Here is a 12,900-nt window from a genome sequence, read left to right on the forward strand (position 1 = left end):
GCTTAGTTCCGTTATATTTTATATAAGATATAAATGTCTCCTTCACCTTAAGTTAATTTAATTTTAATAATTTATGATTATTGTCATTTCTCTATCCATGAAAAATGTGCAAGCTTTATTTAATTATAATAACACTAGGTGAATAATGAAAAATTTAAAATTAGATTATCAAAAAAATGAAGAGTTTAAGAAAGGTGTGGCATGTGCTTTGGCCGTTAATGTTAAGTTGAATGATGCTAAGTTGAAAGTTAAAACTATTTTGCGTAAAAAAAATAAAGCAGTAGTTGTTCCAACTTCTGCATCAATTAGAGATGATCAGGGGCCGGAATAGATAATTTTTACCCAGCTGATTAAGTAAGTGAGTAAAAGTAAGTTTATTGCAATGAAGATTGTTTCAAATGAGTGCAGCCAAACACCATAATATAACATGAGAGAAGCAAGTGTTTTACATAACAGAAATAGGATTTCTTGATTTTCTTCTTTGGGAGCAATAAAGGAGAATTTATTTTTATTAAATATTAGTGATGTCGTAAATGAAAGAATTCTAAATAAAACCCAGGCACTAATCGCCCAAAATATTTTATTTTCCCAAATGTAATATATAAAAATACAAAAACCTAATATGTCGATTGATAGACTCGAAAAAATTATACGGTTTGAAGTGGAAATATTGTGAATAGTATAAAATTTATTAATATTTACATTCATAATGTTTTCTTCCATTTAATTGTCAGGATTCTGTTGATAGATTTGGATTCACTTTTTTCCACCCACATAAATGTCCAAGAAAAATGATACTTACACTGAATAATAAAGCTTCTACCGAGTGGTTCCATACGCCTATAAGATATATTCCAAAACCAAATAATTGGATTAGTAAATTTACAGGATGTAGATGCAATAGCGCTATTTTTCCAATAAGAGTATGAGCAATATTGTCAGTGTTAACATTATAAACGGATACAAATGAAAGTGTTTTTGTTAGAAGCAATACAATTAAAGCATATGGCCATAAGTGGTACCATAAATAATATGTAATCCAAACAATTCCAATGATTTCAAAAATTATTGAAATAGGGTGAGATTTTTTTAAAATATAAGTTTCGATTAGGTTATAATTTTTGAAGCTAGAAATTTTATAATCACGAATTAATGTATAGTTCATTTTCTTTTCTCCCTTGTCTCGCTTTGTTGTCTACAGCGCTTGCTCCATTAAATAGTAATTAATTTATTGATTTATAAATATGATCGAAGTCATTTTTTTAAGTTCTTTAAGTGCTAACTGTAGTGAGGCAGTTGAGATTTATTTTGTTGTTACCGGCAGACCAGCATCTACCCACGAACTAAATGCCCCCAAACTTAAAACTTTATGCCCCAGTTTTTCAACCTCAATACCAACGAGCTGGGCCCTTCTTCCTGAAGCACAATAGACAACAATTGTTTTATCTTTTGGAATTGCGCTTATCTCTTTTTCGAATAGAGCGCGATTATGATTCATCACAGACATTGGTAATAGCAATGCCCCTTGGATAATTCCAAAGGATGTTTCTTCTGGTTCTCGGACATCGATGACAATGGCCTGCTTGTTGTCTAGTAGCATTTTAGTTTTAATCGGATCAATCTTTTCGATTGCCGCAGCGAAGGCAAGTGAAATAAAAAGTAGTATAGATATGATTTTAATAAATACTCCATTTGGTTAAATGTCTCATCTATAGAGATGCATAACTAATGCCGAATAAAAAATAATTATCAATCTGACATTTGTCATTTGGGAAGGTCGTGATTCAAGGTAATTTGAAATGAGAATCAATTTTAATTAAGGAGAGCAAATGAAAAATACACTAAAAAAACCATTAAGATCACTTAAAGCAAAAATTTTTAGAGATGAAACGGAAGCCGATAAAAAGAAGAAGAATTCATTGATTGATAAATCATTTGATAGTGCTTATTCAGGATCTTCGTATAATGCAAAAGGGAATCCTGATCACGGAAAAATTAAATCTAATAAAAAAAGAAGATAGTTTTCTTGTCGATAATTATATTGATTTAATATTTATACGTTTGGAGGCAAGAATGTCACTACAAATGGAAGTCGATACGGACTTAAAAGAGATTAACAATTCTAATGATATATTTACGGTAATAAAAAAAAGACATTCAGTAAGATCTTATACTAAAAAAATGGTTTCAGAAGGACTTATCAAGATGCTAATTGAGCTCGCAACTCGTGCGCCAAGCTCGATGAATCGTCAGCCTTGGGGGTTTATAATTGTTTCAAATTCACAATTGTTAGAAAAGATTTCTCTAAAATCTAAAGCTCATTTTTTAAATTCATTAGATAAAAATGAACATAAAATAGGCGAACTGAAACCTCTTCTAGAAAATGAAGAATTTAATATATTTTATAATGCTCCAGTTCTTATCATTATATGTGCACGTGAAGATGAGAATATTTCAATGAAAGAGGAGACTAGTCCAGAGGCCGATTGCTTCTTGGCCGGTGAAAATCTTATGCTGGCTGCAATTGGAATGGGGTTAGGAACCTGTCCTATTGGGTTATCGTTGCCTGTCCTTCGAACAAATGAAATAAGAACGACATTAGATATTCCTAAGGGCTATTTGCCCGTTCTGCCTATCGTTGTTGGTTATCCATCTGATAACGAGAGTTATGTTGAGAGACAGCGTCCATTAATTAAATGGATTCATTAACTGTCCTCTTACCGAGTTTAAATTTTGAAAAACTATTTAGTTTTACCTGTCATTTATTCTCTTTTTTTTCTTCTGATACTTATTGATGTTTGGGTAAGCTTTTATCAATTTATATGCTTCCCGGTGTATAAAATTGAAAAAGTCTCTCGCGTGCACTATATCTTCTTTGATAGAGGTCGTTTGCCGTATCTTAGTTATTTTGAAAAAATAAATTGCAATTACTGTGCTTATGCTAATGGCCTGATTGCTTATATTCGAGAAATTGCTTCGCGGACTGAACAATATTTTTGCCCTATAAAGCATCTTCAAAAAATTATTGATCATCACAATTATTACAAAAATTTTTCTGAATTTGGTGATGAGAAGAGTTACAGAGAAAATTCGCAGGAATTGCGTAATTATTTAAAGGGTAAAAAATAATTACAAGAAATGAATGCAATGTAGGTATATTAGGAATGTCTTTGGAAAAAAGGCAAAAAAAAACCTTCTTATTTCTAAGAAGGTTTTTATAACCAAATGTGGTGCCCGAGGACAGAATCGAACTGCCGACACAGGGATTTTCAGTCCCTTGCTCTACCGACTGAGCTACCCGGGCAAGACCATTTTTTGGAGTCTAAAAAATAAGTGATCTGAGTGATTTCGTCAAATGATTTTTAACAAAACTCTTCATATTATTGTAATTAAATTGATTTTTTAATGTTTTCAGATTCCGGACAAAGGATATCACGAGCTGTGTTAAATGTACGTAAAGGTCTCATTCCCCCAATGAAAAGGAGATTTTTTAAAGCAATTTTTCTAAGTTATTTCACAAAAAATAAAGGCATCGTTCCTAAACTTGAAAACACTAGAGTAAGAGACAATACACCATCTTTTTTGTAAAATGCCGGCATGAAGATTTTAAAAGACTATCTCCCTTACTCCGACCAAAAAACCAACGTCATGTATTTCCTTCCGGATCTTACGGAAGAAGTAAAACCAACTTTCGTTGTGATGACCCACGGATATACTGCTGATAAAAGTTCAATCATTAATTGGGCCATTCGTTTAAGTGAAGTAGGCGTCTCGTGCGCGCTATTTGATATCCCCGGGCACTATCAGGGAAATTACTCCGAGGTGAACGACTTCGAATATTTTAAGTCTCATGCTCATGAATTATTTTTCGAGGCCTTTAAAGGGCTAACCAGCGCTTTTAAAGAAGAGTTTCCGCTAAACGAACACTTCCTTGAACCAGCGAATATGAAACTGGCCCTTGCGGGTCACTCATTAGGGGCGATGCTTTCATTAAAAGCAATCACCATGAAAGAATTTGAACTTTATGAAAAACGCGCTATCGGTGTCGGTCTGGGAATGGCACCAAAAGGTGTGGTCCATTTATTTGATACTCCTTTTTATAAATCTACTTTAAAAGTGCGCGAGCAATTAGTGTCTCCGGAATTAAAACCAGACAATGTTTTCCCTTGGATTAAGGACGAAAAAAATAATATCGAAATTACGAATCAGGAAATTCATTTAATCAGCGGTGACGACGATCTTGTTGTTGGCGGTGATGGAATGGAGCGCTTTATGGAAGCGCTGATCGCTAAAGGAAATATTGTGACAATGGAAAAACCATCAAGACTTCCTCACCACGAGCCTGCTTTGGGGGCGGCCCACGTTAAAAAATATTTAAAGAAGATCAACTGGATCTAATCCAAGATAAGATTTACGTTATTTCAACTGATCATGGCGTGAGTTCAATAACTTATCCTGTGAAATTATTTCATCCTCACTTTCTTAGTGAATATTAAATGTTAATTTGCGGCCAATCACGACCTAAACAGGAGATTCGCATGAAGATATTCGCTGCACTTTTAATTTCTACACTTAGTTTTTCAACATACGCTGGTACTTGCCAACTTTACCAAGTAACTGGTGGAGCAACTGACCTTGATCCAGTTCTTACAGAAAGAGTGGAAAGAGAAGTTTTAAATCCAAAAGGATATGACTTAGTTAAAGTTGAAAAATTAACTCCAGAACTTCCATACGCTCTAGGATTCAGAACAATCATTATTACTTCTGAGTCAGCTAAGAAAACGGCCAAGACAACTCTAACTTTTGCTAAGTATTTAAAGAAAGCGAAAGGGGCGGATCAGGTTTACACTTATTCTGCAGACAAGAGCTTCCGTCATGCTGCTCAAGATAAGTTAATTGAATCAATGGTGGCAAAGCTTCCAGTTTGTTCTAACGATTAATTTAGACCTTTTTGGATAAAAAAAATCCCCTTCTCAATAGGCTAAAGAAGGGGATCATCCTAGGAGTCACATGCGTGGTCTAGAAAAGTGCTCTTAAACTTTTCCAGTACGCATAGCTTTTGATACACATTTTTTAAGATCTTTCTTTGAAAGCTCAGCGCCTTTAGTTGTCAGGCAAAGTTCACGAGCTTCTTCTTTAGAGATTTTAGCTGTTTTTTTATGTGATACTTTTTTTGCTTGAGCAACGTTTAAAGAAAGTAATAAAGCAGATGCTAGAAGGACATGTTTCATCGTAAAACTCCATTTTCATGATTAGTTCACAGCATAACATTCGCTCTAAAATAATTGTAGAACTACAAAATAAAATTTTCCTTATCTTTAAATGACGCGAATTAAGTCGTTAAATTTTTTGTAAATTTAATAGTGATAACTGTGCCATTTGCCCCTGATTGAATATCAAGATTCCAGTTATAGATTTTTGTAATTGTGTTAATCCACGCTAGTCCTAAACCAGAGCGTTTGTGTTTTAACTGTGGAAGTTGTGGCCCGCAATTAAAAGGCTGGCCGATCCTTTCAATAACTTCAGCGGGGATTCCGCTGCCTGAGTCAGAAACTCTTAGCATGTTGTCAAAAGTTTCAATCAAAACTTTTGAATCACTCGGCGAATAATTTAGCGCATTAGTTAAAAGATTATTAATGAGCTGCTGAAGATGTTGTGGATTAGAGATCACCATAAAATCTTCTTTAGTTTTATAGATCAGTCTTCCCGGATAAATCCTCTCCAGTCCTTCACATTGAGTCTCAATTGAGTGGGCGATTCTAAGTGCGAAGAGATTATCTTTTTGCTGAGTATTCTCAACACTGGCCCATTCAAGAAACTGTGAGACGATGATGGAGATGCGATCGATTTGATCTTTCATCGAATTAATCAGAGTTTTATCTTTTAAGTCTTCATCGGATAGCGATTCAACATCAAAGCTCAAAATAGAAAGTGGTGTCTTGATTTCATGAGCAAGCTGGTAAGTCCAGGGTTTGGTCATTTTGTAATTGATGTTAATTCTCTCGAGCAAATTGTTAGTGTTTTCAACCAAGGTAGAGAATTCATCATTGTTCATGATGGATTTTTTTGTGTACTTAAAAAGTTTTTTCGGAAGACTGGGAACAGGTTTTAATTCCTGCATATCATGGGTTGCCAATTGTAAATGATTGGCCATCAGCTTAAGAGGATTTAAAAGATAATTTGTCAGCGCCAATGAAAAAATAAAAATAGGGATGATGGTAATAAGTAAGTAGATCACCAGTTTATTAGACATCAACCCCCAGTCAAAAAGACTTGGATCAAGAACGGCCCCAATTTGCAGAGTTCTTCCCGGGCGCTTCGGAAGTTTTAAATTTAAAATACGGACAGTTTGATCTTTGACATCATAACTATAAGTCTGCGGCGATCTCGGTGGGTCAATATCCATTAAAGAGGCACTACCTGATTTAAAAAGAATTTCATCATTATCATTTCTGATAATAAAAACTTTCCCGATTCGATCACTTCCTAATTCTTCAGAAATCAATTGTTCAGCTTCAGAGAAATTAATTTTCTTAATATCTGAGAGTTCAGAGTTAACTAAGGTAATGGCACTGTCTCTTAACTGCAAATCTAAAAGCTCAAGCCTGGAAGCATTGAGGTAATAAGAAAAAGAAATAGAAAGAGAAATTCCTACAGCACTTAATGAAAAAAGAAGAATGAGAAAAAATCTAGATTTCAATCCAGTATCCTACGTAACGGGTATTTTTAATTTGAGCTTTCGCTCCGGCCTGTTCAAGCTTACGTCTTAAGCTGTTAACCGTCGACTCAACCACATTCGTTTCATTTTCCAGCGAGAATCCCCAGATGGATTCAATCAACTGATTTTTACTATAGATTTTTCCGATACTCGAGCAAAGGGCATGTAAAACTAAGAATTCTTTGGCCGTTAAATTTAAGACCGTGCCTGCAACAGAGACACTTCGTTGAATTAAATCCAGTGAAATATTGGCCACTTCATAATTTAAATTGGTAGCGGCAGATCCTGATCTTCTGACTAAGGCCTTAAGTCTTGCCTGGAACTCCGTCGTCTCAAAAGGTTTAGCGAGATAGTCGTCAGCACCACGGTCAATAAGTTTTGCTTTTTCCAAAGAAGAATCGATGGCCGATAAAATAATGATCTTTAAAGCAGGGTATTGCATACGCAATGAGGCCACATAATCGGCCGAATCCGAGCCACTCATCATGCGATCGAGGACCACAATATCAAATTGTATTTTACTTGAAGACAGAGTCTCCAGGAGGTCGGGAATATTATGAACGACTACCGGACTCCAGTTTAACTCTTCAACTAAGAGTTTTACTTTTCCAGCAATAGTGGGTTCATCTTCAGCGATCAAGATATGAAATATTTTATCCATGCATAGATGGTAGTCATAAAGATGAGAGAGGGCAATTTGAAGTGTGAAAATGAGGGCGATTTAAGATAAAATTAATTATATCCTCGAGTGAAAAAGCAGATATCTGATTGATTTATTTGTTTTTGAAAAAATTGGTGGTCTCTAAAAAAAATACATTGAAAAGCATTTTTTTCCGATCTGATTTATAGTGAGGTTAACGAAGCCCTTCGTACACCTCATAAACACTAGTGGGTCAGTTACCCCAAGAATTGGCCCACTAGTGTGTTTTACTTTTTACTTAGAAAGCCAGACTTTAGAATCGCAGTACTCAAGATCACCATCCATCATTTCGGCCATCAGTTCATAAACAGGTTTACCGTTTAAAACTTTGCGATTGTAAATTAAGATCATTCCATTTCCACCACCAACACCAATGTTTAAGCGGAATAGATCAAGACCTTTGAATGTTGTGCTTTCAATTTTATCTGCCGTAAAATCGTCAATCCCGATTGGCATTTCAGATCCAGTGCGAAGTCCACCAGCGTCTGTCAGTGCAGTTTCAAGTACCGCTGTCTTTTTTAAGAATTCTTCTCTTGATAGTCTTCCATAATCAGAATCAAAATATTCAACCAGAGTTTCTTTATCCAGGTAATTGATTCCAACTTTATCCGGGTGGATTGAGCATTTACCAACATAAACAACTGATCCGTCTGCTTGCTCTTTATAGACGTCGTCAGCTTTTTCAGTTCTCGCCATATTTTTTGCATTCGCTGTGAATGAAAGTAGTAAAGAAAGAAGAATAAGTGATTTTTTCATATGTGCCCCTCTAATAATTTTTTATTAAAGGGGTTATAGTTCGATAGATGTGGAAAGTATTATACAATTATTAGATGTATTCTATTTAGAAGAGAGGATTAGTGTCCTTCAAAAGAACAAAGACAGAAAACCTTATGGCCCAAGTTCTGAATTTTCTTTGCTCCACCCAACTCTGGAAGATCAACGACAAAAGCAGTCTCGACAATTGTCCCACCAGCTTTTTCAATTAACGTAATAGCACCGATTGCAGTTCCACCAGTTGCAATTAAATCGTCGATTAGAAGAATCTTTGATCCTGAAGCAAACGAGTCTTCGTGAATTTCAATTGTGTCTGAACCGTACTCAAGATCGTAACTTTGAGTGATTGTTTTACCTGGCAGTTTTCCTTTTTTCCTAACAGGAATGAATCCTTTGTTAAGAGCGTAGGCAAGAGCAGCACCTAAAATAAACCCGCGGGCCTCAATTCCTGCGATATAGTCGATGTCAGTATTTTTGTATTTTTCAACCAACATATTAATTGTTGTTTGAAATCCTTTTGGATCTTTAAGGAGAGTAGTGATATCGCGAAACATGATCCCGTCTTTAGGATAATTAGGGATTGTTCTGATTAGTTTCGTGATATCACTCATGGTCTTCTCCGTATAGGATAGGCCGAACTCTTAAGTTCGCAGTCAAAATGCTAGCGCATTTTGTCGGCCTATTTTTTAGTTTTTAGCGTTACAGTCAATTGAACATCATCATTGATCATTTTGTCACCTAGACCTTGAAAGAATTTTCCAGATCCGTACTTAACGTCATATTTTGTTCTATCGAAAGAAATAACTGCAACTGCACCATCTCTAGTCACTTCAACGCTGAAAGTTTCACCATCTTTTAATGGAAGTGGGTGAGTTTGCCCTTTAATTGTAAGGTCACCAGTTACAGCGTACACGTCACCTTTAACTTTTTTAACAGTCTTAGTTACAAGTCTAGCTGTTTTGAATTTAGCTGTAGCAAAGAAATCGTCGCTGTTCATGTGAGTTACAAATTTTTTGTTGTATTCAGCATCTGTAAGGTCAGTGTTATTGATTGTTGTCATATCGATAGTGATGTCTGCACCTTTGAATTCTGCACCATCAAAGTTCATTGTTCCGTTTGCAATTTTTACTTCACCAGTATGTTGACCAGTTACCTTTTTACCAACGTAAACGATTTTAGAAGCAGCAGGGTCTACCTGAAGCGTTTCAACTTTAGCGAAAGCTGAAACTGAAGATAAAAGAGCAGAAGCAATAATCAATTGTTTTAACATACGTCCTCCTAAGGATCTGATTAAATATTCTTGTCAAAAATCCTAACTTAGGTTTGTATAAAAACAAATTATAATTTATTGATTAATTCAATAAATATAAATGATCATGTTGGTCTCAAAGTAACTAATAAGTATCCACGGAGATTTCTTCCAATGACACTAGAACAGCTTCTAACAATTGATGCCATTGTAAAAGAGGGAAGTTTTAAGGCCGCGGCCGACTACCTTCATAAAAGCCAGCCATCAATCAGCATGGCCGTCAAAAAACTTGAAGAAGAGTATCAGATCAATTTGTTCTCTCGCGATGAATACCGCCCAAGTTTAACGGCAGATGGAAGAGTCTTTTACGATAAAGCAAAACTACTTATTCGTGAGTTCAGAGAGCTCGAAGCTCTCGCCGAGCAAATGAGTAAGGGAGTGGAAAGCGAAATCCGTGTCAGTATCGACGCCGTTAGTCCGGTATCACTTGTTCTAAAGTTCCTTAAAGACTTTTTCTCTAAGCACCCGGCTACCCGCCTGACTTTGAAGTTTGAAGTGCTCTCTGGGACGATTGAGAGGCTTATAGATGGAGATGTGAACATTGCCATTACTCCGAAGCCGCAGGTTGAGTACACTTTTGATTCAAGAAGCATTACGATGACGAAAATGATCACCGTGATTAGCACTCAGTTAATTAAAGATGAAGAAAAAGTCACTGATGTTTTTTTGCGCTCACATAACCAGATTATTCTGGCCGATTCGGCGAGAAGAATTGCAAAAATAAACAGCGGCGTTCTGGCCGGATCAAAAAGTTTAACTGTCACTGATATGGGATTTAAAAAAGAATTGATCATGCAAGGACTCGGATGGGGTGGACTTCCCTATGGATTAGTGAAAGATGAACTTGCTTCTAAAAAACTCACACGCATTGAAACTGCATTGATAAAAGACCGCGATATTGAGATTTTCATTGTGAGAGATGCCAGTAAACCGATGGGGCCAGTGATGAAAGAATTGTGGGAGAGAGCAGAAGAAGGGGCGATTGGTTAAATTTAAAATGATAAAAAAATCGACGCTTCAAAATCCGTTTTTACGCGTCGACCATCAACGTGTATATCCGTTTGTCTCTATGGGTAAATACTAGGGGGTGATTGGATTTTTTAATAGAGGTTTTTTCTTACAATTCATTACTATTTTCTGACACCTGAGTGATAGAAATCAGGCCATGCTGCAAGTGCTCGTAACTGCTCAAAATAAAATTTTCTATATCCGTCATTCTAGTCAACTACTTCTTATCAATAATAGTCTGATAAACAAATTCGCCATTAAGAGCACGTATTATAAACTCAGAATATTTAGAAACGAATACGGGATTTTCACGTTTACTTTTTTCCATAAAATTTCTAATCGCTGTAATGCTTAAAAGAACATCTTTCAACATCCTACTTTTTACTAAGCTTCCCAATACTGATTTTGGTTTTACGTATGAACGGTATCTCATTAGCGTTTTTCCCTCGTAAAATTGGAAATAAACACTGCCTTTAACATCTTCTGCAGAGCTTGACTCCAGCATATACCACTGAACTTCATAATCATTTTTGTGCTTAAAAAGTTTTGCACCATGAATGTAGTGAGCATTGGAAATAGGAAAGGGCATATGCAGTTCGTAATCTGTGAGAACCTCAGTCGCTGTGAGATGTTTAACAGGTGTCGATTTGATGACGTTGGGAACATAATCTTTTTGAGCATCGTAAGCTGCAAAGACTCCGGCCGCTTCCAGAGGACTTACTCCGACGATGGCGTAATAAGTGATTTCCGGCCAGACTGAACCCGGGAGTTCACGGGTTTTGAGGACAAACTCGTGAGCTGTGATAGCTTTTAGATCGGCCGGACTCAGTTCTGTCTCAAGATTCTGCGCCCATACATAAGTCGTGGAGAATAAAGTAACCAGAATAGTAAAAAAGTAAGTCTTCATGCACACCTTAATTTACAGGATTGAGAATTTATTATAATAAATGCATATGAAAAAGCATACAGGCGAGTCAATCAGGATTTTCAAAAATCCAATTTTAGAATCTTTCACTCACGTTCATCCGATCGTGCCACTATTATTGTGGACACCGGTTATTATGTTTCTTCTTTACCGTGGTGCCACAGTTTACAGCATAAGTGCAATTGAATTCGGTGGACTCTTTGTCTTTGGATTAATTCTTTGGACGTTTATGGAATACATGCTTCACCGTTTTGTTTTTCACTGGGACGCTAAAAGTGCAGCTGGTAAATACTTCGTGTTTTTATTCCACGGTCTTCACCACGATGACCCTCAAGATCCAACTCGTTTAGTAATGCCACCAGTTCCTGCTGTTTTAATTTTCATGGTTCTTTGGGCGTTTTTCGCTTTGATGTTCCCGGAAAAATACCTGGGCGTTATCATGGCCTTCTTCATGGTGGGCTACCTTTGTTACGACTACATTCACTATGCAACTCACCACTTTGCGATGACCTCAAAAGTTGGAAAGTACCTTAGAAAATACCACCTACAACACCACTATTCAGGTGAGCGCAGTAAGTACGGTGTAAGCAATCCTCTTTGGGATTATATTTTTAGAACAACGACAGGACCGAAGGACACTCACTAGAAAATGAAAAGATTTTTATTTATCTCTCTCGTCTCTTTGTTTTTTAGTAAAAATATTTCTGCCGCTGACCTCGATATGCAGACTTCCTGGAGTGGGTTAACGTCGTCACTGACTTATCTTTACCAAGGCTCTTACTTACAGTTCACTGAAAAAAACAATCTCTATTACGCAGCGGCGGCAGCACCTTCGCTTTGGTATTCATTTGAAGAAGACAAGCGAATTTCGGCAAACGCCAGAGCCAAAAATATTCCCAAGTATATGCAGATTTCCAGCGACCTGGCACCGGTCCTGAGTTTCCCGATTATCCCCATCGCTTTTTTTAGTTACGGTGTGAAAAAGGACGACGACCGTGCGGTACAGTTTGCAAAAGAAAGTTTTGCAACAATGTATCTGGCACTTCTTGAGTCTGCGGCCCTAAGTGTTATTCACATTCACGAGCGACCGGATAAAGAAAAACTCTCACAATGGGAGACTAATTTCAGAGGATCATCGTCGTTTCCTTCGGGGCACGTAATTCCATACGCCACTTTTGCGCTTAAAACATTTCAGTTTTACGGGCCTTATTACGCAATTGTCCCGTCGGCCCTGTTTGTTGCTACGTCAATCCAAAGAGTCAGAGATGGTAAGCATTATCTTTCGGATATTGTCGGGGGATTCTTTTTAACCGCCTTTGCTTCGGAAGGGGTAAGAAAAGCAGCTGATTACAAGGGAAACAATGTCGTTTACCGCTCGTTATTTGAACATAACTTCAGAGTAGGTTACACAGCTTACGAAGGTGCTATCGGTCCTCGCATCACGATGGACTGGTAAAACCAAAAAG

Annotated in this window: 17 protein-coding genes and 1 tRNA gene; 8 read left to right on the forward strand and 10 right to left on the reverse strand. The window is 36.7% G+C overall.

Translation table 11 applies throughout. The features are described 5' to 3' along the window. The first annotated feature begins 145 nt into the window (after nucleotides 1-145). Entirely contained in the window at nucleotides 146-331 is a 186-nt protein-coding gene (locus SHI21_RS16610) for a hypothetical protein (protein ID WP_323578027.1), read from the forward strand. A gap of 399 nt (nucleotides 332-730) precedes the next feature. Here the strand turns inward: SHI21_RS16610 and SHI21_RS16615 are convergent, their stop codons facing one another. Continuing rightward, nucleotides 731-1,165, reverse strand: a complete 435-nt coding sequence (locus tag SHI21_RS16615) for a hypothetical protein (protein WP_323578029.1) — start codon at nucleotides 1,163-1,165, stop codon at nucleotides 731-733. Between the two features lie 138 nt (nucleotides 1,166-1,303). Then, nucleotides 1,304-1,600 carry a rhodanese-like domain-containing protein gene (locus tag SHI21_RS16620; protein ID WP_323578030.1) on the reverse strand — a complete coding sequence of 99 codons (297 nt, stop codon included), beginning with the start codon at nucleotides 1,598-1,600 and terminating at the stop codon, nucleotides 1,304-1,306. 229 nt (nucleotides 1,601-1,829) lie between these two features. Here SHI21_RS16620 and SHI21_RS16625 point away from each other — a divergent pair, with 229 nt between their 5' ends. Further along, complete coding sequence (locus tag SHI21_RS16625; RefSeq protein WP_323578031.1) at nucleotides 1,830-2,021, forward strand: hypothetical protein; 192 nt, start codon at nucleotides 1,830-1,832, stop codon at nucleotides 2,019-2,021. Then, nucleotides 1,966-2,709 (forward strand): nitroreductase family protein, encoded by a 744-nt coding sequence (locus SHI21_RS16630; protein ID WP_323578033.1) that lies wholly within the window; start codon nucleotides 1,966-1,968, stop codon nucleotides 2,707-2,709. The genes SHI21_RS16625 and SHI21_RS16630 overlap by 56 nt, the downstream gene beginning before the upstream one ends. Nucleotides 2,710-3,228: 519 nt before the next feature. Here SHI21_RS16630 and SHI21_RS16635 read toward each other — a convergent pair. After that, nucleotides 3,229-3,304 (reverse strand) — tRNA-Phe (locus SHI21_RS16635). A 293-nt stretch (nucleotides 3,305-3,597) separates the two neighbouring features. Between SHI21_RS16635 and SHI21_RS16640 the strand changes: the two genes are divergently transcribed. Together SHI21_RS16640 and SHI21_RS16645 are read left to right on the forward strand one after the other, a co-directional pair. Further along, nucleotides 3,598-4,398 carry an alpha/beta hydrolase gene (locus SHI21_RS16640; protein WP_323578034.1) on the forward strand — a complete coding sequence of 267 codons (801 nt, stop codon included), beginning with the start codon at nucleotides 3,598-3,600 and terminating at the stop codon, nucleotides 4,396-4,398. Nucleotides 4,399-4,538: 140 nt separating this feature from the next. After that, nucleotides 4,539-4,940 (forward strand): hypothetical protein, encoded by a 402-nt coding sequence (locus SHI21_RS16645; RefSeq protein ID WP_323578036.1) that lies wholly within the window; start codon nucleotides 4,539-4,541, stop codon nucleotides 4,938-4,940. A gap of 93 nt (nucleotides 4,941-5,033) precedes the next feature. Here SHI21_RS16645 and SHI21_RS16650 read toward each other — a convergent pair whose 3' ends face one another. The 6 genes from SHI21_RS16650 to SHI21_RS16675 form a co-directional block, all read right to left on the reverse strand. Further along, nucleotides 5,034-5,231 carry a hypothetical protein gene (locus tag SHI21_RS16650; RefSeq protein WP_323578037.1) on the reverse strand — a complete coding sequence of 66 codons (198 nt, stop codon included), beginning with the start codon at nucleotides 5,229-5,231 and terminating at the stop codon, nucleotides 5,034-5,036. A 101-nt stretch (nucleotides 5,232-5,332) separates the two neighbouring features. Continuing rightward, nucleotides 5,333-6,700: a HAMP domain-containing sensor histidine kinase gene (locus tag SHI21_RS16655; RefSeq protein ID WP_323578038.1), complete on the reverse strand. Its 1,368-nt coding sequence runs from the start codon at nucleotides 6,698-6,700 to the stop codon at nucleotides 5,333-5,335. Further along, on the reverse strand, nucleotides 6,690-7,379 hold the full coding sequence (locus SHI21_RS16660; RefSeq protein ID WP_323578039.1) for a response regulator transcription factor: 690 nt from the start codon (nucleotides 7,377-7,379) through the stop codon (nucleotides 6,690-6,692). The genes SHI21_RS16655 and SHI21_RS16660 overlap by 11 nt, the downstream gene beginning before the upstream one ends. Before the next feature lie 273 nt (nucleotides 7,380-7,652). Continuing rightward, nucleotides 7,653-8,174, reverse strand: coding sequence for a hypothetical protein (locus SHI21_RS16665; RefSeq protein WP_323578040.1), 522 nt, complete (start codon nucleotides 8,172-8,174; stop codon nucleotides 7,653-7,655). A gap of 98 nt (nucleotides 8,175-8,272) precedes the next feature. Next, nucleotides 8,273-8,803, reverse strand: coding sequence for an adenine phosphoribosyltransferase (locus SHI21_RS16670; RefSeq protein WP_323578042.1), 531 nt, complete (start codon nucleotides 8,801-8,803; stop codon nucleotides 8,273-8,275). A 68-nt stretch (nucleotides 8,804-8,871) separates the two neighbouring features. Further along, nucleotides 8,872-9,462, reverse strand: coding sequence for a YceI family protein (locus SHI21_RS16675; RefSeq protein ID WP_323578043.1), 591 nt, complete (start codon nucleotides 9,460-9,462; stop codon nucleotides 8,872-8,874). Nucleotides 9,463-9,615: 153 nt separating this feature from the next. On the opposite strand from SHI21_RS16675, the gene SHI21_RS16680 reads away from it, so the two are divergent. Then, nucleotides 9,616-10,491: a LysR family transcriptional regulator gene (locus tag SHI21_RS16680; protein WP_323578045.1), complete on the forward strand. Its 876-nt coding sequence runs from the start codon at nucleotides 9,616-9,618 to the stop codon at nucleotides 10,489-10,491. Nucleotides 10,492-10,726: 235 nt separating this feature from the next. Here SHI21_RS16680 and SHI21_RS16685 read toward each other — a convergent pair whose 3' ends face one another. Next, complete coding sequence (locus SHI21_RS16685; protein ID WP_323578047.1) at nucleotides 10,727-11,416, reverse strand: SRPBCC family protein; 690 nt, start codon at nucleotides 11,414-11,416, stop codon at nucleotides 10,727-10,729. 46 nt (nucleotides 11,417-11,462) lie between these two features. Here SHI21_RS16685 and SHI21_RS16690 point away from each other — a divergent pair, with 46 nt between their 5' ends. Both SHI21_RS16690 and SHI21_RS16695 read left to right on the forward strand, forming a co-directional pair. Continuing rightward, nucleotides 11,463-12,080, forward strand: a complete 618-nt coding sequence (locus SHI21_RS16690) for a sterol desaturase family protein (protein WP_323578048.1) — start codon at nucleotides 11,463-11,465, stop codon at nucleotides 12,078-12,080. Between the two features lie 3 nt (nucleotides 12,081-12,083). After that, the gene (locus SHI21_RS16695; protein WP_323578049.1) at nucleotides 12,084-12,890 is read left to right on the forward strand and encodes a phosphatase PAP2 family protein; all 807 of its coding nucleotides are present in this window, start codon (nucleotides 12,084-12,086) and stop codon (nucleotides 12,888-12,890) included. Nucleotides 12,891-12,900: the final 10 nt, after the last annotated feature.

The sequence above is a fragment of the Bacteriovorax sp. PP10 genome (genome assembly GCF_035013165.1).
Taxonomy (GTDB): Bacteria; Bdellovibrionota; Bacteriovoracia; order Bacteriovoracales; family Bacteriovoracaceae; genus Bacteriovorax; species Bacteriovorax antarcticus.